General features: G+C 46.9%; 17 protein-coding genes. 16 read left to right on the top strand and 1 reads right to left on the bottom strand.

Translation table 11 applies throughout. The features are described from left to right. The first annotated feature begins 120 nt into the window (after positions 1-120). The 9 genes from DW896_RS06225 to DW896_RS06185 all read left to right on the top strand — a co-directional run bounded on the left by DW896_RS06225 (position 121) and on the right by DW896_RS06185 (position 9,445). Entirely contained in the window at positions 121-357 is a 237-nt protein-coding gene (locus DW896_RS06225) for a hypothetical protein (protein ID WP_034528908.1), read from the top strand. 366 nt (positions 358-723) lie between these two features. Further along, positions 724-2,220, top strand: a complete 1,497-nt coding sequence (locus DW896_RS06220; RefSeq protein ID WP_005835565.1) for a 2-isopropylmalate synthase — start codon at positions 724-726, stop codon at positions 2,218-2,220. A gap of 42 nt (positions 2,221-2,262) precedes the next feature. Continuing rightward, a complete protein-coding gene (leuC, locus tag DW896_RS06215) occupies positions 2,263-3,657 on the top strand; it encodes a 3-isopropylmalate dehydratase large subunit (RefSeq protein WP_005826191.1) in 1,395 nt (464 codons plus the stop codon). A gap of 109 nt (positions 3,658-3,766) precedes the next feature. After that, positions 3,767-4,366, top strand: a complete 600-nt coding sequence (gene leuD / locus DW896_RS06210; RefSeq protein ID WP_005826193.1) for a 3-isopropylmalate dehydratase small subunit — start codon at positions 3,767-3,769, stop codon at positions 4,364-4,366. Then, the gene (locus DW896_RS06205) at positions 4,356-5,897 is read left to right on the top strand and encodes an alpha-isopropylmalate synthase regulatory domain-containing protein (protein WP_005826194.1); all 1,542 of its coding nucleotides are present in this window, start codon (positions 4,356-4,358) and stop codon (positions 5,895-5,897) included. Before leuD ends, DW896_RS06205 begins: the two co-directional genes overlap by 11 nt. A 12-nt stretch (positions 5,898-5,909) precedes the next feature. Next, positions 5,910-6,167, top strand: a complete 258-nt coding sequence (locus DW896_RS06200) for a hypothetical protein (RefSeq protein ID WP_005835569.1) — start codon at positions 5,910-5,912, stop codon at positions 6,165-6,167. After that, the gene (leuB, locus tag DW896_RS06195; RefSeq protein ID WP_005835570.1) at positions 6,157-7,218 is read left to right on the top strand and encodes a 3-isopropylmalate dehydrogenase; all 1,062 of its coding nucleotides are present in this window, start codon (positions 6,157-6,159) and stop codon (positions 7,216-7,218) included. The genes DW896_RS06200 and leuB overlap by 11 nt, the downstream gene beginning before the upstream one ends. 409 nt (positions 7,219-7,627) lie before the next feature. Then, on the top strand, positions 7,628-8,578 hold the full coding sequence (cysK, locus tag DW896_RS06190; protein WP_035449638.1) for a cysteine synthase A: 951 nt from the start codon (positions 7,628-7,630) through the stop codon (positions 8,576-8,578). Positions 8,579-8,593: 15 nt separating this feature from the next. Continuing rightward, on the top strand, positions 8,594-9,445 hold the full coding sequence (locus DW896_RS06185) for a lipopolysaccharide assembly protein LapB (protein WP_005826199.1): 852 nt from the start codon (positions 8,594-8,596) through the stop codon (positions 9,443-9,445). 3 nt (positions 9,446-9,448) lie between these two features. On the opposite strand, the gene recQ is transcribed toward DW896_RS06185, so the two are convergent. Continuing rightward, positions 9,449-11,260 carry a DNA helicase RecQ gene (gene recQ, locus DW896_RS06180; protein ID WP_119993030.1) on the bottom strand — a complete coding sequence of 604 codons (1,812 nt, stop codon included), beginning with the start codon at positions 11,258-11,260 and terminating at the stop codon, positions 9,449-9,451. Positions 11,261-11,541: 281 nt separating this feature from the next. Between recQ and DW896_RS06175 the strand changes: the two genes are divergently transcribed. From DW896_RS06175 to DW896_RS06145, 7 genes are all read left to right on the top strand, one after another. Then, the gene (locus DW896_RS06175; RefSeq protein WP_005826207.1) at positions 11,542-12,015 is read left to right on the top strand and encodes an AraC family transcriptional regulator; all 474 of its coding nucleotides are present in this window, start codon (positions 11,542-11,544) and stop codon (positions 12,013-12,015) included. Positions 12,016-12,116: 101 nt separating this feature from the next. Continuing rightward, positions 12,117-14,165 (top strand): dihydrofolate reductase, encoded by a 2,049-nt coding sequence (locus DW896_RS06170; RefSeq protein WP_009036527.1) that lies wholly within the window; start codon positions 12,117-12,119, stop codon positions 14,163-14,165. Between the two features lie 6 nt (positions 14,166-14,171). Then, on the top strand, positions 14,172-14,846 hold the full coding sequence (locus DW896_RS06165) for a DNA alkylation repair protein (RefSeq protein WP_117749344.1): 675 nt from the start codon (positions 14,172-14,174) through the stop codon (positions 14,844-14,846). A 127-nt stretch (positions 14,847-14,973) separates the two neighbouring features. Then, complete coding sequence (locus DW896_RS06160; RefSeq protein ID WP_005835580.1) at positions 14,974-15,462, top strand: Fur family transcriptional regulator; 489 nt, start codon at positions 14,974-14,976, stop codon at positions 15,460-15,462. Beyond that, positions 15,459-16,730 (top strand): adenylosuccinate synthase, encoded by a 1,272-nt coding sequence (locus DW896_RS06155; protein ID WP_119993028.1) that lies wholly within the window; start codon positions 15,459-15,461, stop codon positions 16,728-16,730. Before DW896_RS06160 ends, DW896_RS06155 begins: the two co-directional genes overlap by 4 nt. A 102-nt stretch (positions 16,731-16,832) precedes the next feature. Next, positions 16,833-18,137: an alpha-L-fucosidase gene (locus DW896_RS06150; RefSeq protein WP_005826218.1), complete on the top strand. Its 1,305-nt coding sequence runs from the start codon at positions 16,833-16,835 to the stop codon at positions 18,135-18,137. Between the two features lie 141 nt (positions 18,138-18,278). Further along, positions 18,279-18,974, top strand: a complete 696-nt coding sequence (locus tag DW896_RS06145) for a zinc metallopeptidase (RefSeq protein ID WP_005826222.1) — start codon at positions 18,279-18,281, stop codon at positions 18,972-18,974. Positions 18,975-19,021: the final 47 nt, after the last annotated feature.

Genomic DNA, 19,021 nt, shown 5'->3' with positions numbered 1-19,021 from the left:
GAAGAAGCCTCCGTGTCTGATAAGGATACGGAGGCTTTGTTCGTTTTTGGCGGTCTCATAAACTTTTCTTATATTTGCGCCGAACTAATTTTATATCAACGTTTAAAGCAAATTGAAAGTATGAAGACTAAAGTTTTATTGGCTGCCGTTGCGGTAGCGTTTTCTTTCGCAGTGACATCTTGTGGCAACAAAAAGGCTGCAGATTCTAATGCAACTGAGGCAGATTCTTGCTGTGCTGCAAAAACAGAACAAGTATGTGACTCTGCAAAGGCATGTTGCCAGGCTGCTGATTCAGCAGCGTGTCCTAAGGCTGCATGTGATGGTGCCAAGTGTAACAAACCTTGTGAGAAGAAGTAATTCAGAACTTGTATTGAATTGAAGAATAAGGAAGAGGCGTACCTCAAGGTACGCCTCTTTTTGTGATATATTTTAGCGATAAATGAATACAAACTTATAAAGTGATATTTTTTATCGGAAAAAAGTAACGAATTTCTTTGTGTGCTACGAAATAATATCTACCTTTGCAACGTCAAAACAAAAAGAAGATGATTCAGAACTTTACATATATTCTACTGTGTGGTATTATTATTCTACTGGCAAGGTTTAGTGGAAGTGAGTGCTGTGCGTGAATATATATGTAAGATGCAATGATATATGAAGCCTTTCTCACTTCCAAGTGCGAAAGGCTTTTTTTATGGAACATAAATTAAATACAATAAAGCAATGAGTGACAAATTATTTATTTTCGACACAACGCTCCGCGATGGCGAGCAGGTTCCGGGATGCCAATTGAATACAGTGGAAAAGATTCAGGTAGCCAGACAACTGGAAGCCCTGGGGGTGGACGTGATTGAAGCCGGATTTCCGATTTCAAGTCCGGGAGATTTCAATTCGGTCATTGAGATATCAAAAGCTGTGACATGGCCCACTATCTGCGCCTTGACACGTGCCGTACAGAAAGATATTGATGTGGCGGCAGAGGCTTTGCAGTTTGCCAAGCATAAACGCATTCATACTGGTATCGGTACATCTGACTCGCACATTAAGTATAAATTCAATTCCAATCGCGAAGAAATTATAGAGCGTGCAGTGGCTGCCGTAAAGTATGCACGTAAGTATGTGGATGATGTAGAGTTCTATGCCGAAGATGCAGGCCGAACGGATAATGAATATTTGGCACGGGTGGTAGAAGCTGTTATCAAGGCAGGTGCTACTGTGGTGAATATTCCCGATACAACGGGGTATTGCTTGCCTGATGAGTATGGCGCGAAGATAAGATATCTGATGGAACATGTCAACGGTATTCATAATGCCATTATTTCTACTCATTGCCACAATGACTTGGGCATGGCTACTGCCAATACAATGGCTGGCGTGCTGAATGGTGCCCGCCAGGTGGAGGTAACCATCAATGGTATTGGTGAACGTGCCGGCAATACTTCTCTTGAGGAAGTGGCGATGATTATCAAATGTCACAAGGACATAGAAATCGAGACCAACATCAATACACAGAAGATTTATCCAACCAGCCGTATGGTGTCCAGCCTGATGAACATGCCGGTGCAGCCCAACAAGGCTATTGTAGGTCGCAATGCTTTTGCCCATTCGTCGGGTATTCACCAGGACGGTGTATTGAAGAATGTGCAGACGTACGAAATCATTGACCCGCATGATGTGGGTATTGATGATAATTCCATCGTATTGACAGCCCGTAGCGGACGTGCAGCCTTGAAGAATCGTTTGTCGATATTGGGAGTACAGCTGGATCAGGAGAAGCTGGACAAAGTGTATGAAGAGTTCTTGAAACTTGCCGATAAGAAGAAAGATATCAATGATGACGACATTCTGGTATTGGCAGGGGCAAATCGTACGCAGAACCACCGTATCAAACTGGAATATCTCCAGGTGACCAGTGGGGTGGGGGTTCGTTCGGTTGCCAGTTTGGGATTGAACATCTCTGGCGAGAAGTTTGAAGCCGCTGCCAGTGGAAACGGTCCGGTAGACGCTGCTATCAAGGCTTTGAAGAAGATTATTGACCGCCATATGACATTGAAGGAATTCACTATCCAGGCTATCAGCAAGGGTAGCGACGATATGGGTAAGGTACATATGCAGGTGGAATACGATAATCATATTTATTATGGGTTCGGTGCCAATACGGATATTATCGCGGCATCAGTGGAAGCGTACATCGACTGTATCAATAAGTTCAAGATGTGATTTTAATCGTAAATTGTAAATAGCTAAATTGTACATAAAGAGATGAATACATTATTTGATAAAATCTGGGATGCCCATGTGGTACAGAAAGTGGAAGACGGTCCCACACAGCTTTATATTGACCGGCTTTATTGTCATGAAGTAACCAGCCCGCAAGCCTTTTCGGGATTGCGCGAACGTGGAATCAAGTGTTTCCGTCCGGAAAAGATTTTCTGTATGCCCGACCATAACACGCCGACGCATGACCAGGACAAGCCGATTGAAGACCCGGTTTCAAAGACTCAGGTAGATACACTGGCCAAGAATGCGGAAGAGTTTGGATTGGCCCATTTCGGCATGATGGACAAGAAGAACGGAATTATCCATGTAGTAGGTCCGGAACGCGGGCTGACCCTGCCTGGCATGACCATTGTCTGCGGTGACTCGCATACTTCCACCCACGGGGCGATGGGAGCAGTGGCTTTCGGTATCGGTACGAGTGAGGTGGAAATGGTAATGGCCTCGCAATGTATCCTTCAGACCCGTCCTAAGACAATGCGCATCACTGTCGACGGCAAACTTGGCAAGGGAGTGACGGCAAAAGATGTGGCATTGTACATGATGTCGAAGATGACGACCAGCGGCGCTACGGGATATTTCGTGGAATATGCCGGAGAAGCTGTGCGTAGTCTGACTATGGAAGGCCGTCTGACCTTGTGCAATCTGAGTATAGAGATGGGTGCCCGCGGCGGTATGGTTGCTCCGGATGAGACCACTTTCGAGTACATCAAAGGACGCGAATATGCTCCGAAGGGTGAGGCATGGGACAAGGCATTGGCCTATTGGAAAACATTGAAGAGTGATGAGGATGCAGTGTTCGACAAGGAAGTCCGTTTTGCTGCCGAAGATATTGAACCGATGATTACATACGGTACCAACCCGGGCATGGGTATGGGTATCACACAACATATTCCTACTACCGAAGGCATGGGAGAAGCTGCCCGGACCTCTTTCATGAAGTCTATGAGCTATATGGGTTTCCAACCGGGAGAACCTTTGCTGGGTAAGAAGGTTGACTATGTGTTTTTGGGTGCCTGCACCAATGGACGCATTGAGGATTTCCGTGCATTTGCCTCCATTGTGAAAGGCCGTCGGAAAGCCGAGAATGTAGTGGCATGGCTGGTTCCGGGCTCCTGGATGGTAGATGCACAGATTCGCGAAGAGGGACTGGACAAGATTTTGGAAGAGGCCGGTTTTGCCATTCGCCAACCGGGTTGTTCTGCTTGCCTGGCAATGAACGACGATAAGGTGCCTGCCGGAAAGTATGCAGTGTCTACCAGTAACCGTAATTTTGAAGGACGCCAAGGACCGGGTTCCCGAACACTGCTTGCCAGCCCGCTTGTAGCTGCAGCAGCGGCAGTGACTGGAGTAATTACTGACCCGAGAACGCTGATTTGATGTACGATTGGACGATTTACGATTAAAATTACTTCGTAAATCAAACATCGTTCAACAAAGGTAAATCAAGAGTATTTTCAATCGTAAATTGTAAATCGTAAATACAAAGATGAAGACAAAATTTGATATAATAACCAGTACTTGTGTGCCTCTTCCATTAGAGAATGTGGATACAGACCAGATAATCCCTGCACGTTTTCTGAAAGCTACTACCCGTGAGGAAAAGTTCTTCGGAGATAATTTATTCCGCGATTGGCGCTATCATCCGGACGGTTCTCTGAACAAGGACTTTGTTTTGAACAATCCCACTTACGGTGGACAGATTCTGGTGGCGGGAAAGAACTTTGGTTCCGGTTCCAGCCGTGAGCATGCTGCATGGGCCATTGCCGGTTACGGTTTCCGCGTGGTGGTATCGAGTTTCTTTGCCGATATACACAAGAACAATGAACTGAACAACTTTGTGCTTCCGGTGGTGGTAAGTGAGCCGTTCCTGAAAGAGTTGTTCGACTCTATCTCTGCCAATCCGAAGATGGAAGTAGAAGTGAATCTGCCCGAACAGACCATCACCAACAAAGCTACGGGCAAGATCGAACATTTTGAAATCAATGCCTACAAGAAACATTGCCTGATGAATGGCTTGGATGACATCGATTTTCTGGTTGAGAATAAAGATAAGATAGAAGCTTGGGAGAATAAAAATGAAGCATAATCATCCGAAGATAGAAATCATGGACACTACGCTCCGCGACGGTGAACAGACCAGCGGAGTCTCCTTTGTGCCCCATGAGAAGCTGATGATTGCCCGTTTGTTACTGGAGGAATTGAAGGTAGACCGGGTGGAGGTGGCTTCTGCGCGGGTATCCGAAGGAGAGTTTGATGCCGTAAAAATGATTTGTGACTGGGCGGCACGCCGTAATCTGTTGCCAAGAGTAGAAGTGCTTGGCTTTGTAGATGGCCACACGTCGGTGGACTGGATACATGCGACCGGTTGCCGTGTCATCAATCTGCTGTGCAAAGGCTCGCTGAAGCATTGCACCTACCAGTTGAAGAAGACTCCCGAAGAGCATATCGAGGATATTCTGTCCGTAGTGGATTACGCCAACGAGCAGGATATGGTAGTGAATGTCTATCTGGAAGACTGGAGCAACGGCATGAAAGATTCTCCGGAATATGTGTTCCGTCTGATGGACGCCTTGGAGCAGACCAATATCCGCCGCTATATGTTGCCTGACACGTTGGGCGTATTGAACCCGCTGCAGGTCATCGAGTTCATGCGCAAGATGGTGAAACGCTATCCGCATGCCCATTTTGACTTCCATGCCCACAATGACTATGACCTTGCCGTGAGCAATGTGCTTGCCGCCGTACTTAGCGGTTGCAAGGGACTGCATACTACCATTAACGGCCTGGGCGAACGCGCCGGCAATGCTCCGCTTGCCAGTGTGCAGGCTATCTTGAAAGACCACTTCAATGCCATTACCAACATTGACGAAAGCCGCCTGAACGACGTAAGCCGTGTGGTGGAGTCCTACTCGGGTATCGTAATCCCTGCCAATAAACCGATTGTGGGCGAGAATGTATTTACCCAAGTGGCAGGCGTCCATGCCGACGGTGACAATAAAAGTAACCTCTACTGCAACGACCTTCTGCCCGAACGCTTTGGCCGCAAGCGAGAGTATGCCCTGGGCAAGAACAGCGGTAAAGCCAATATCCGGAAGAATCTGGAGGACTTGGGGTTACAACTGGATGAAGATGCCATGCGCAAAGTGACCGAACGCATCATTGAGTTGGGCGACAAGAAAGAGTTGGTGACGCAAGAAGACCTGCCCTATATCGTTTCGGACGTACTGAAGCACGGAATGGCAGAAGAACGCGTCAGCCTTAAGAGCTATATTGTGAATCTGGCGTATGGATTGAAGCCGATGGCTACGTTGAAGATAGAAATTAACGGAAAGGAATATGAGGAAAGTTCCAGTGGAGATGGCCAGTATGATGCTTTTGTGCGCGCCTTGCGCAAGATATATAAAGTGACACTGGGTCGTAAGTTCCCGATGCTGACGAACTATGCCGTGACCATTCCTCCCGGTGGGCGTACCGATGCCTTTGTGCAGACGGTTATTACCTGGAGTTTTGAAGATACGATATTCCGTACACGCGGATTGGACGCAGACCAGACGGAAGCAGCCATCAAGGCGACGGTGAAGATGCTGAATATCATAGAAGACGAATACGAATCATAAAAAATGGATCTCATGGAGAAAAAGAAATCGTTTTTTGAGAGGCGTCCTTATGTATGCTATGCGTTGTATGCAGGCTTGCTTTTTGCTTTCAACCTCTTTCTGCGTTGGTGGAGCGGCGAGTTGGATGCGGACGAGTATCTTATGTCAGCCATCAATACCCTTATATTGACAGCTGGTTTTGTGTGGGGTGACCGGTATCGCCGCAAGAATCTTGCAAACAAAAAGAAGATAGATGAACTTTTAAATAATAAAGAAAACAATGGATTTTAAAATTGCAGTGTTGGCCGGTGACGGTATCGGCCCCGAAATCTCTACCGTAGGCGTGGATGTGATGACTGCCGTGTGTGAGAAGTTCGGACATAAAGTGAACTATGAATATGCCATCTGCGGTGCAGACGCGATAGACAAGGTGGGTGACCCGTTTCCCGAAGCCACTTATGAGGCTTGTAAAAATGCGGATGCTGTATTGTTCTCTGCCGTAGGTGACCCGAAATTCGACAATGACCCTACTGCCAAAGTGCGTCCCGAGCAGGGCTTGCTGGCTATGCGCAAGAAACTGGGACTGTTTGCCAACATCCGTCCCGTGCAGACCTTCAAATGTCTGCTCCATAAGTCTCCCCTTCGTGCGGAACTGGTGGATGGTGCCGATTTCCTTTGCATCCGCGAATTGACCGGTGGCATGTACTTCGGTGAGAAATACCAGGACAATGACAAGGCGTATGATACGAACATGTATACCCGTCCTGAGATTGAGCGTATCCTGAAAGTCGGATTTGAATATGCCATGAAACGCAGTAAACATCTTACGGTGGTGGATAAAGCCAATGTGCTTGCCTCTTCCCGTCTTTGGAGACAGATTGCCCAGGAGATGGCACCGCAGTACCCCGAGGTGACAACCGACTATATGTTTGTGGACAACGCCGCCATGAAGATGATTCAAGAGCCGAAATTCTTTGACGTAATGGTTACGGAAAATACGTTTGGTGATATTTTGACGGACGAGGGTTCCTGCATCAGTGGCTCTATGGGATTGCTGCCTTCTGCTTCTACGGGAGAGAGTACGCCGGTATTCGAACCTATCCATGGTTCCTGGCCGCAGGCGAAAGGCTTGAATATAGCCAATCCGCTGGCGCAAATTTTGTCTGTAGCCATGCTTTTCGAATACTTCGACCTGAAAGAGGAGGGGGCGTTGATTCGTAAGGCAGTTGATGCTTCACTCGATGCGAATGTACGTACACCGGAGATTCAAGTAGAAGGTGGCGACAAATACGGTACCAAGGAAGTGGGCGCGTGGATTGTAGACTATCTTAAGAAGTCTTGATAACAGTGTCTCATTACCGTTCTGTTCATCAGTAACTTCTCACTGCAAAGTTCTGCAAACCTTTTGCAGTGTCACTGCAAAGCTGTTACAGTTGCGCTGCAAAGCAGTTGCAGTACCACTGCAAACCTATTTGCAGTAACGCTGCAGCTCGTTTGCAGTACTACTGCAAAAAGCATGCACCATCTTTGCAGTGGGAAGTCGCTGATTGTCAGATATGGTTCTTCCTCCTCATCCTGCCTTCTTCAATCGTTTCATATCCTTTCATCCTCTTTATTCGTGTTAAGCTTTGATAGATGGCAGTATAATCTTTCCTTTCCCGCACGGTTTATTTCTTGGAATTTCCATATCTTTGTCAGCATATCCATGTTACATAAGTGTGTACGGGAAGAATGTATTAGACAGTGAGATTATGGCGAAAATTGCAAAGAACCTGACGGAGTTGATTGGGCATACTCCTTTGATGGAATTGGCTGAATACAGTCGTAAATACGGATTGAAAAGAAATATTGTGGCTAAGCTGGAATCTTTTAATCCGGCGGGAAGCGTGAAGGACCGTGTGGCATTTGCCATGATTGAGGATGCCGAGGCACGTGGGGCTTTGAAACCCGGAGCCACGATTATTGAACCTACCAGTGGCAATACCGGCGTGGGACTGGCGATGGTAGCAACCATCAAGGGATATCATTTGATATTGACCATGCCGGAGACCATGAGTGTGGAACGCCGTAATCTGTTGAAAGCCTTGGGTGCGGAGATTGTACTGACCGACGGACTGGCAGGTATGGCCGGCTCCATTGCCAAAGCGAAAGAATTGCGGGATGCGATACCTGGTGCGGTTATTCTGCAGCAGTTTGAGAATCCCTCCAATGCCAAGGCTCATGAACATACTACGGGGGAAGAAATCTGGACGGACACGGATGGTAAAGTGACTGTTTTTGTTGCCGGTGTGGGCACGGGCGGTACGGTCTGTGGAGTGGCGCGTGCCTTGAAGAAACATAATCCGGATGTCTATGTTGTGGCTGTAGAACCGGCCTCCTCTCCGGTTCTGGAAGGAGGGGAAGATGCACCGCACCGCATCCAGGGGATTGGGGCCAATTTTATTCCTTCCATTTATGATGCTTCTGTAGTAGACGAGATTATTCCGGTGCCCGATGACGAGGCCATTCGTGGAGGACGAGAGCTGGCTTCTACGGAAGGCTTGCTGGCTGGCATCTCATCCGGTGCGGCGGTATATGCGGCACGGTTGCTGGCCGAACGCCCTGAATTTGCGGATAAAATGATTGTTGCCCTACTGCCCGATACGGGGGAACGCTATTTGTCAACAGAACTGTTCGCTTTCGATACCTATCCTTTGGAATAAATACTGAACTATTATATGAAGAAACTTATTTTTTCTTTCTTCTTGTGTGGAGCCACGATGTTCCCTGCCTTTTCACAAACCTATCAGGAACTGAGCGAACGTGCGGTTGCAGCCACGGAGCAAGACAGCTTGTCATTGGCCGAAAAATACATTGAACAAGCTTTGAAAATGGAGCCCGCCAATCCTCATAACGCTTTGCTGTTCTCCAACTTGGGTACGATACAACGTCGGCAGCACCGGTATGAGCAGGCCCTTGACTCGTATACTCTGGCATTGAACATTGCTCCGCGTGCCATACCTGCCCTGATGAATCGTGCCGCTCTTTACCTTGAGTTGGGGAAGGATGATTTGGCCCGGATAGACTATTCTTTGGTGCTGGATATAGAAAGCGATAATCAGGAAGCCTTGCTGATGCGTGCCTATATCTATATGCGGCAGCGCAACTATAATTTTGCAAAGTCTGATTATGAACGTCTGCTGAAACTTGCCCCCCAGAGTTACAATGGCCGTCTGGGGTTGGCTACACTGGAGCAGAAGGAGGGCAAATATGAAGCGGCGCTTTCGATATTGAATGCCATGATTGCAGAAAAAGGAGGAGAAGCTACCCGGCTGACTACCCAGCAATATGCCGTACTTTACGTAGCACGTGCGGGTGTAGAGCAGGATATGAAACATGTGGACCTGGCCATGATGGACTTGGAAGAAGCCATCAAGCTGGATGCTTCGCAGACAGAAGCCTACTTGATACGGGGGCAAATTTACCTTTCTCAAAAGAAAAAGGAGTTGGCAAAACGTGACTTCGAAAAAGCCATTTCGCTTGGCGTGCCGCAAGGTGACCTTAGGGATTTACTGTTACAGTGTAAATAATATTCAACTGTATTTCCGTATCAGTTCCACAAACTCTTTTCCGTATTTCTTCTTTTTATATTCACCGATACCGCTGATATTACCAAATTCTTCTATGGTAGTGGGGCGGGAGGTGCTGAGTAGGTGGAGCACTTTGTCGGACAGTACGATATAGGCAGGAAGTGCTTCCTGGTCGGCAAGGCGTTTGCGGAGAGTGCGGAGAGCCTCGAAAAGTTCCCCACTTTCTTTATTGGGCAATCCCAATGGCAATTCTTTGGTTGGAACTGTAGCCTTGCGTTTACGGCCTCTTGTAGCTTGTACAGCTTCCTCGCGGCGGATGGTGACAAGCAGGGCGCGTGCTCTGCCAAACAAGACATCTGTTCCGCTTTGAGTAATTTTCAGATGGTTGTTTTCATTGTAGGCTATTTCGAAATAGCCGAGTTGCAACATTTGCAGCAGGTAGTCATGCCAATCTCTGGCAGGTACTTCACGCCCGGCTCCAAAGGTCTTAAGGCGATGGTATCCCCTTTCTGTAACTTCAGAACTCATGTTTCCTCGGAGGATGTCCACTAAAATACCGGTTCCTATCTGTTGCTCGGAACGCGCGATTGCACTAAGTGCCTTTTGTACGATTATTGTACCATCGAAACGTTCGGGGGGATTTTTGCATACATCACAGTTTCCACAGTCGCAGGTCGTATTTTCACCGAAATAGCTTAACAGAATGCGGCGGCGGCAGATATCTGCTTCCGCATATTGCTGCATGCGTTGCAGTTTTTCCAGGTTGATGCTTTGTTGTCCGCTGTCCGTTGCGAATTTAGTGAGCAGAATGAGGTCGGCCAGTGAATAGAACAAAAGGGTGTCACTGGGCATTCCGTCTCGTCCGGCACGTCCTATTTCTTGATAGAAACTTTCAATGCTTTTGGGCAAATTGTAATGAATTACCCAGCGCACATTGCTTTTGTCAATTCCCATTCCAAAGGCAATGGTGGCGCATACCACTTGCACGCGATCATTGATGAAGTCGTCTTGTGCTTCATCTCTTCGTGCCGACGACAGTCCGGCATGATAGACTGCTGACTTTATCCCTTGTTTTTGAAGCATTTGTGCCACTGTTTCAGTCTTGCTGCGGCTCATGCAATAAATGATGCCGCTCTCTCCCGGATGGCGGGCGATGAAGTCGAGGATGGCTTTGCTTTTTTCCTTCTGCTGGTAACCTCTTTTTACGGTGAGACTCAGGTTGGGACGGTCGAAAGATGAAATGAAAATTCTCGGTTGGTTGAGGTGTAGCTGTTTAATAATATCTTCACGGGTTATTTTATCGGCTGTGGCAGTAAGTGCAATGATGGGAACCTGGGGAAACAGTTGGTGAAGGATGCCCATCTGTGTATATTCCGGACGGAAATCGTGTCCCCATTGTGAGATGCAGTGAGCTTCATCAATGGCGAAAAGGGAAATATGCATATCCCTTAACAGATAGTTGGCTTCCGCCAATAATTTTTCAGGAGAAATATATAGCAGTTTCAGCTTGCCTTCCATGCATGCACGTCGTAGGGAAGCATTCTCTGTTTCATCATTATTGCTGTTCAGTGCACCGGCCGCGATACCGTTTGCACAGAGCGTTTCCACTTGGTCCTTCATCAAGGAAATGAGCGGAGAAACCACTACCGCCGTGCCTTCACTCAATAGGGCGGGAAGTTGGTAGCAGATGGACTTTCCACCTCCCGTAGGCATCAGTACCAATGCGTCTTTACGGTCTATCAGATGGCGTATGATGTCTTCTTGTAAGGGGCGGAAACTGTCGTAACCGAAATATGTCTTGAGCGTTTGTAGCATAATCTGGCAGTATGGATTTCTTCCGGCAAAGGTACACTAATTATTGCATATACTACAAATGGAAAGTCATCAAGATTTTGTATCATATGAGTTTCTGCAAAAGGTTAAAGTTTCTTATTAATGGCTGAATTGACCTACTTTTCAACCTTTTTCGTTGTTTATTTATCAAAAATATATACGGGAAAAGTTGTGTATTAAAAAAAAATGTCTGACTTTTGTAAAGTCTAAGGGGCTAACCCTTTGGCTTTTCCGATTTTAAACAACCCTAACCAGTTAATTCAATGAGTGATTTAGAAAACAATGCCCAGGAAAAAGGAACGAAGAAACGTCCTTACAACCTGCGCGAAAAGAAAGAAAAGGATGCTGCCTACCGTTCTTTGATAAGGCCGGAATTGGCAGATGAGTTGTATGACAAGATATTGAATATCGTTGTTGTACAAAAGAAGTACAGAGATGCTGATTATTCCGCTAAGGATTTGGCGAAAGAATTGCAGACCAATACTCGCTATTTGTCTGCAGTGGTGAATTCACGCTTCGGCATGAACTATTCTTGCCTGCTGAATGAATATAGAGTAAAAGAAGCTCAGCATTTGTTGACAGACAAAAGATATGCTGACAAGAATGTAGAGGAGATCAGTACGATGGTCGGCTTTGCAAATCGTCAGTCTTTTTATGCTGCTTTCTATAAAAATGTAGGTGAGACTCCTAATGGATATCGTAAAAGACACGCAGAAAAAGAAGCTAAGAAGAAATAATTCTGTATGACTGAATGAATAAAAAGGAAATATTCCGGAACAGTTGTTTCGGGATACTTCCTTTTCTTCTTTTTTAATACCAATCCATATACTCCCGACACATGAAGAAACAACTAATTTCTATGGTGACTGCCCTTTCTCTATTGACGGCTTGTGGCGGAAATCCGAAAACAACTGCTGAGGCAGAAAAATTTGACTATACAGTGGAACAATTTGCAGATTTACAGATTTTACGTTACCGCGTACCAGGTTTTGAGGATTTGTCCCTCAAACAAAAAGAATTGGTTTATTATTTGACGGAAGCGGCTTTGCAGGGCAGAGACATTCTTTTCGACCAGAATGGCAAGTACAACCTGACGATTCGCCGGATGCTGGAAGCTGTCTATACCGGCTATAAGGGAGATAAGAATACTCCTGATTTCAAGGCTATGGAAGTGTACCTCAAGCGGGTATGGTTCTCTAACGGCATTCATCATCACTATGGCAGCGAAAAGTTCGTTCCGGGATTTACTCCCGAATTCTTCAGGCAGGCTGTACAGAGTGTGGATGCAGCTACATTGCCGCTTGCCGAAGGACAGACTGTGGAACAACTGTGCGAGGAAGTGTTCCCCGTTATTTTCGACCCCACGGTGATGCCCAAACGGGTGAACCAAGCTGCCGGTGAAGATTTGGTTTTGACTTCCGCATGCAATTATTACGATGGCGTGACGCAGCAGGAGGCCGAAGATTTCTATAATGCCTTGAAGAATCCGCAGGATGAAACTCCCGTTTCCTATGGTTTGAATAGCCGTTTGGTGAAAGAGGATGGCAAGATTCAGGAGAAAGTATGGAAAGTGGGGGGCTTGTATGGACAGGCACTTGAAAAGATTGTCTACTGGCTGAAGAAGGCAGAAGGAGTTGCCGAGACTCCCGAGCAGAAGGCGGTGATAGCCAAACTGATGGAATTCTATGAAACCGGCGATTTGAAGACATTCGATGAATATGCCATTTTGTGGGTGAAGGATTTGAACTCACGCATTGACTTTGTGAACGGTTTTACCGAAAGTTATGGTGACCCGCTCGGCATGAAGGCAAGCTGGGAATCTCTGGTGAATTTTAAAGATTTGGAAGCTACCCAGCGTACAGAGTTGATAAGCGGCAATGCACAGTGGTTTGAGGACCATTCGCCGGTAGACGGACAATTCAAGAAGGAGAAAGTGAAAGGGGTGTCTGCCAAGGTAATCACGGCGGCTATTCTGGCCGGTGACTTGTATCCTGCAACTGCTATCGGCATCAACCTGCCCAATGCCAACTGGATACGTAGCCATCATGGTTCGAAATCCGTTACAATCGGTAACATTACAGATGCTTATAACAAGGCAGCTCATGGCAACGGGTTCAATGAGGAGTTTGTGTACAGTGATGCAGAGCTTCAACTGATTGATAAGTACGCAGATGTGACAGATGAACTGCATACTGACCTGCATGAATGTTTGGGACATGGTTCCGGTAAATTGCTCCCGGGTGTGGACCCGGATGCGTTGAAGGCATATGGTTCTACTATCGAAGAAGCGCGCGCCGACTTGTTCGGACTCTACTACGTGGCCGACCCGAAGCTGGTGGAACTGGGGCTTACTCCAAGTGCGGATGCTTATAAGGCTCAATACTACACCTATCTGATGAATGGTTTGATGACACAGCTTGTACGTATCGAGCCGGGTAACAATGTAGAAGAAGCCCATATGCGCAACCGTCAGCTCATAGCCCGCTGGGTGTACGAGAAAGGTGCGGCGGAGAAGGTTGTGGAATTGGTAAAGAAGGATGGGAAGACGTACGTCGTGATAAACGATTATGAGAAAGTGCGTGACTTGTTTGGCCGGTTGCTTGCCGAGATACAGCGTATCAAGTCCACCGGTGACTATGCCGGTGCCCATGATTTGGTGGAAGCCTATGCCGTGAAAGTCGATCCCGCTTTGCATGCCGAAGTGCTGGAACGCTACAAGAAGCTGAATCTTGCGCCGTATAAGGGGTTCGTCAATCCCAAGTATGAAGCGGTGACGGATGCCGACGGTACTATAACAGATGTGACAGTGACTTATGATGAAGGTTATGCGGAACAGATGTTGCGTTATAGCAAAGATTATTCTACATTGCCTTCTGTCAATAAATGATGAACTATGATAGATACTAAAGAGCAGCTGCATCAGCGGCTGAAAGATATAAAGACACAGCTCCGTCTCTCAATGAACGGGGCTGTATCCCAAAGTATGCGTGAGAAAGGGCTGGTATATAAGCTGAACTTCGGCGTGGAGTTGCCCCGTATCAAGGGTATTGCTGCCGGTTACGAGAAGGACCACTCTCTGGCTCAAGCTTTGTGGAAAGAAGATATCAGAGAGTGCAAAATATTGGCGGGACTTTTACAGCCGGTAGAGAGTTTCCTGCCCGAGATAGCCGATATCTGGGTGGAAGATATCCGTAATATCGAGATTGCAGAACTTACCTGCATGAATTTATTCCAACATCTTCCTTATGCGCCTGCCAAGTCCTTCCATTGGATTGCAAGCGAGGACGAATACACGCAGGTTTGCGGCTTCCTCACCATAGCCCGTCTATTGATGAAGAAAGGGGATATGAGTGAACGGGTTGAAAATGAGTTCCTCGACCAGGCAATAACGGCTTTTTTGTCGGGCTCCTATCATGTGCGCAATGCAGCCATGACCGCTATCCGCCGCTTTATGCAGCAAAATGAGGAAAATTCTTTTCAAGTTTGCCGCAGGGTGGAGGGTATGGACAATTCTTCTTCTGATGTAGAACAATTACTATACAATCTTGTAAAAGAGGAGGTTTGTTAGATTAGTTCTATGGTTATAGAGACTGATGCGGTAAGGGAATATTTCCCTTATCGCAATTTTTATCTCTTTCTCGTTTGCTTTCCACAAAAAAGGATTAACTTTGTTGGCTGTAAAACTGCGCCGTCAAATGGAAAGTCAGAATGTGAAAGATACAGTTAGGCAGATATTCACTGAATATCTGAATGCGAACGGGCATCGGAAGACTCCCGAACGTTATGCCATACTTGACACCATTTACTCCATAGACGGTCATTTTGATATCGACACGCTCTATTCACTGATGGCCGACCAGGAGAATTTCCGCGTCAGCCGTGCAACGCTTTACAATACCATCATTTTGCTTATAAATGCTCGTCTGGTCATCAAGCATCAGTTCGGCAACTCTTCCCAATACGAAAAATCTTATAATCGCGATACGCACCATCACCAGATATGCACCCAGTGCGGAAAGGTGACCGAGTTTCAGAACGAGGAGTTGCAACATGCCATTGAGAATACCAAACTGAGCCGTTTTAATCTTACGCACTATTCCTTATATATGTATGGGTTGTGCAGCAAGTGTGACCGGGCCAATAAACGGAAGAAAAAGAATAATAACCATAAAAAAGAAAAATGAAAGTAGACGTATTATTAGGATTACAATGGGGCGACGAAGGCAAAGGCAAAGTCGTTGATGTGTTAACTCCGAGATACGATGTCGTAGCTCGTTTCCAGGGCGGACCGAATGCCGGACATACACTCGAGTTTGAAGGGCAGAAGTATGTGCTCCGTTCCATTCCGTCTGGAATATTCCAGGGAGACAAGGTGAATATCATCGGTAACGGAGTGGTGCTTGACCCGGCTCTCTTCAAAGCGGAAGCCGAATCATTGGAAGCGTCCGACCATAACTTGAAGGAACGCTTGCACATTTCCAAGAAAGCACACCTCATTCTGCCGACTCACCGCATACTGGATGCTGCATACGAAGCAGCCAAAGGCGATGCAAAGGTAGGAACGACCGGAAAAGGCATCGGACCGACTTACACGGATAAAATCAGCCGTAACGGTGTGCGTGTAGGCGACATTCTGCATGACTTTGACAAGAAGTATGCAGCGGCCAAGGCCCGTCATGAACAGATATTGAAGAGCCTGAACTATGAGTATGACCTTGCAGAAATGGAGAAGGCATGGTTCGAAGGTATCGAATACTTGAAACAATTCCAGTTGGTGGACAGCGAACACGAGATGAACAATCTGCTGGCTGCCGGCAAGTCTGTATTGTGCGAAGGTGCGCAGGGGACAATGCTGGACATTGATTTCGGTTCTTATCCGTTTGTAACGTCTTCCAATACGGTTTGTGCAGGTGCTTGTACCGGTCTGGGCATTGCTCCCAACAAGATTGGTGAGGTATATGGGATTTTCAAAGCCTATTGTACGCGCGTAGGTGCCGGTCCGTTCCCGACGGAATTATTCGACAAGACCGGTGACCAGATTTGCACGCTGGGTCATGAGTTCGGTTCTGTGACAGGACGTAAGCGCCGTTGTGGCTGGATTGACCTGGTGGCATTGAAATATGCCATTATGGTAGACGGGGTTACCAAACTGATTATGATGAAGAGCGATGTGCTCGATTCTTTTGAAACCATTAAGGCTTGTGTAGCTTACAAGATGGATGAGGAAGAGATTGATTACTTCCCGTTCGATATCAATGAGACTGTTGAACCGGTTTATGTAGAGCTACCCGGTTGGCAGACGGATATGACCAAGATGCAGAGTGAAGATGAGTTCCCGGAAGAATTCAATGCATATTTGTCATTCCTGGAAGAACAGCTTGGTGTGCCCATCAAGATTGTTTCTCTGGGACCGGACCGTGAGCAGACCATCGAACGGTATACAGAGGAATAATAAAACAAACAGATAACCTTAGACACGGATTACACGGATTTCGCGGCTTCATCTGAAGAACCGTGGGTGTCCGGATAATCCGTGCCTTTTTTATTTATTGCCATGAAAACACGTCTTTTGTCTTTTTTACTGTTGTTTCTTCTTGTGTGCTCCGCACAGTCGCAGACTTACCAGCCGACGGAGGAGAACTTGAAATCCCGTCAGGAGTTTCGGGACAATCGCTTCGGTATCTTCCTGCATTGGGGGATATACAGTATGCTGGCTACCGGAGAATGGACCATGACGAACAAGAACCTTAATTATAAGGAGTATGCCAAACTGGCGGGAGGTTTCTATCCTGCCAAATTCGATGCTGCCAGATGGGTGTCAGCCATTAAGGCGTCCGGGGCAAAGTATATCTGCTTTACATCCCGGCATCACGATGGCTTTTCTATGTTCCACACACGCTTTTCCGATTACAATATTGTGGATGCTACCCCTTTTAAGCGGGATATTCTGAAAGAATTGGCGGACGAGTGCCACAAGCAAGGTATTCGTCTGCATCTCTACTATTCGCACATCGACTGGTATCGCGAAGATGCTCCGTGGGGACGCACCGGACGTGGAACGGGACGACCGAATCCGAAGGGCGACTGGAATAGCTACTATAAATTCATGAACAACCAGCTGACCGAGCTGCTCACCAATTATGGAAAAATAGGTGCCATTTGGTTTGATGGCTGGTGGGACCAGGACCAGAATCCGGATTTTGACTGGCAACTGCCCGGGCAATATGCCATGATACACCGCCTGCAACCGGCTTGCTTGGTTGGGAACAACCATCATCAAGCACCGTTTGCCGGCGAGGACATCCAGATATTCGAGCGCGACCTGCCGGGAGAGAACCGTGCCGGCCTTTCCGGGCAGGATATCAGCGCCTTGCCCCTTGAAACCTGCGAGACGATGAATGGAATGTGGGGATATAAGATTACGGACCAGGATTATAAATCTACCAAAACGCTGATACATTACCTGGTGAAGGCTGCGGGTAAAGATGCCAATCTGCTGATGAATATCGGTCCTCAGCCGGACGGTGAGCTGCCTGCTGTTGCATTGGAGCGTCTGGCAGAAGTAGGGGAATGGATGAAGGTATACGGTGAAACCATCTACGGAACCCGTGGCGGCTGCATTGCTCCGCATCCTTGGGGAGTCACTACACAAAGAGAAAATAAATTATACGTGCATATTCTCGAATTGCAGGATAAGGCTCTCTTCCTGCCGTTGGAAGGCAAGAAAGTGAGGAAGGCAGTGGGGTATGCCGACCGTCTTCCAGTGAAGTTCCGTAAGTGTGAAGGAGGGGTGATGCTCTACTTGCCGGAGGTTCCGACGGATATTGATAAAGTGATAGAGGTGGAGATTGAAAAATAAATTATAAATCAGAAATCTTTAATTCTTCCTAAAAGATAAAGGAAACGCTGGCATTGCTCACCGTTTCCTTTTATTTTTGGCAGACTATTTGTTATACAATAAGAAACGACTGATTTATTCACAATTTAAAGAAAGAAAATTATGGGAACAGGAATGATAGGAATGCAATGGATTATTTTTATCGGTATTGCCGTCGTCAGTTGGCTGGTACAGATGAATCTTCAGAACAAGTTCAAGAAGTACTCTAAAATCCCTACCGGCAACGGAATGACGGGAGCGGACGTTGCTTTGAAGATGCTGCACGACAATGGCATTTACGATGTGACCGTGACGCATACTCCCGGACATCTGACCGACCATTATAATCCTGCCAATAAGACAGTAAACCTGAGTGAGAGTGTTTATAGCAGTAATAGCATCATGGCTGCTGCCGTTGCAGCCCACGAATGTGGTCACGCCGTGCAGCATGCACGCGCATACGCTCCGTTGACAATGCGCAGCAAACTGGTGCCGGTAGTCTCTTTTGCCTCACAGTGGATGACGTGGTTGCTGCTGGCAGGTATCTTGATGCTGAACTCCTTTCCGCAACTGTTGCTGGCGGGCATTATACTGTTTGCATTGACAACTTTATTCAGCTTCATCACCTTGCCGGTGGAAATCAATGCAAGTAAGCGTGCGCTGGTATGGCTTAGCAATTCCGGCATTACGAATTCATATAATCATGCGCAAGCGGAAGATGCACTCCGCTCGGCTGCCTATACGTATGTAGTGGCTGCTCTCGGTTCGCTTGCTACCCTGATTTATTATATCATGATATTCATGGGACGCAGAGATTAAACACATGATGCAGACATAAAAAACAGACCATCTGTTCACCCGAAACA

Source organism: Bacteroides sp. AM41-16 (genome assembly GCF_003603495.1).
Classification (GTDB): domain Bacteria; phylum Bacteroidota; class Bacteroidia; order Bacteroidales; family Bacteroidaceae; genus Bacteroides; species Bacteroides uniformis.
Note: the sequence above shows the minus strand (reverse complement) of the source record. Positions and strands in the feature narration are given on the sequence as shown.

What these genes read in the sequence shown, in the direction of transcription:
- DW896_RS06225 (WP_034528908.1), top strand. Translation starts at nt 121, where the DNA reads ATGAAGACTAAAGTTTTATTGGCTGCCGTTGCGGTAGCGTTTTCTTTC.
- DW896_RS06150 (WP_005826218.1), top strand. Translation starts at nt 16,833, where the DNA reads ATGAAAACACGTCTTTTGTCTTTTTTACTGTTGTTTCTTCTTGTGTGC.
- leuC (WP_005826191.1), top strand. Translation starts at nt 2,263, where the DNA reads ATGAATACATTATTTGATAAAATCTGGGATGCCCATGTGGTACAGAAA.
- DW896_RS06220 (WP_005835565.1), top strand. Translation starts at nt 724, where the DNA reads ATGAGTGACAAATTATTTATTTTCGACACAACGCTCCGCGATGGCGAG.
- DW896_RS06185 (WP_005826199.1), top strand. Translation starts at nt 8,594, where the DNA reads ATGAAGAAACTTATTTTTTCTTTCTTCTTGTGTGGAGCCACGATGTTC.
- DW896_RS06200 (WP_005835569.1), top strand. Translation starts at nt 5,910, where the DNA reads ATGGAGAAAAAGAAATCGTTTTTTGAGAGGCGTCCTTATGTATGCTAT.
- recQ (WP_119993030.1), bottom strand. Translation starts at nt 11,260, where the DNA reads ATGCTACAAACGCTCAAGACATATTTCGGTTACGACAGTTTCCGCCCC.
- DW896_RS06145 (WP_005826222.1), top strand. Translation starts at nt 18,279, where the DNA reads ATGGGAACAGGAATGATAGGAATGCAATGGATTATTTTTATCGGTATT.
- DW896_RS06170 (WP_009036527.1), top strand. Translation starts at nt 12,117, where the DNA reads ATGAAGAAACAACTAATTTCTATGGTGACTGCCCTTTCTCTATTGACG.
- cysK (WP_035449638.1), top strand. Translation starts at nt 7,628, where the DNA reads ATGGCGAAAATTGCAAAGAACCTGACGGAGTTGATTGGGCATACTCCT.
- DW896_RS06160 (WP_005835580.1), top strand. Translation starts at nt 14,974, where the DNA reads ATGGAAAGTCAGAATGTGAAAGATACAGTTAGGCAGATATTCACTGAA.
- DW896_RS06205 (WP_005826194.1), top strand. Translation starts at nt 4,356, where the DNA reads ATGAAGCATAATCATCCGAAGATAGAAATCATGGACACTACGCTCCGC.
- DW896_RS06155 (WP_119993028.1), top strand. Translation starts at nt 15,459, where the DNA reads ATGAAAGTAGACGTATTATTAGGATTACAATGGGGCGACGAAGGCAAA.
- DW896_RS06175 (WP_005826207.1), top strand. Translation starts at nt 11,542, where the DNA reads ATGAGTGATTTAGAAAACAATGCCCAGGAAAAAGGAACGAAGAAACGT.
- leuD (WP_005826193.1), top strand. Translation starts at nt 3,767, where the DNA reads ATGAAGACAAAATTTGATATAATAACCAGTACTTGTGTGCCTCTTCCA.
- DW896_RS06165 (WP_117749344.1), top strand. Translation starts at nt 14,172, where the DNA reads ATGATAGATACTAAAGAGCAGCTGCATCAGCGGCTGAAAGATATAAAG.
- leuB (WP_005835570.1), top strand. Translation starts at nt 6,157, where the DNA reads ATGGATTTTAAAATTGCAGTGTTGGCCGGTGACGGTATCGGCCCCGAA.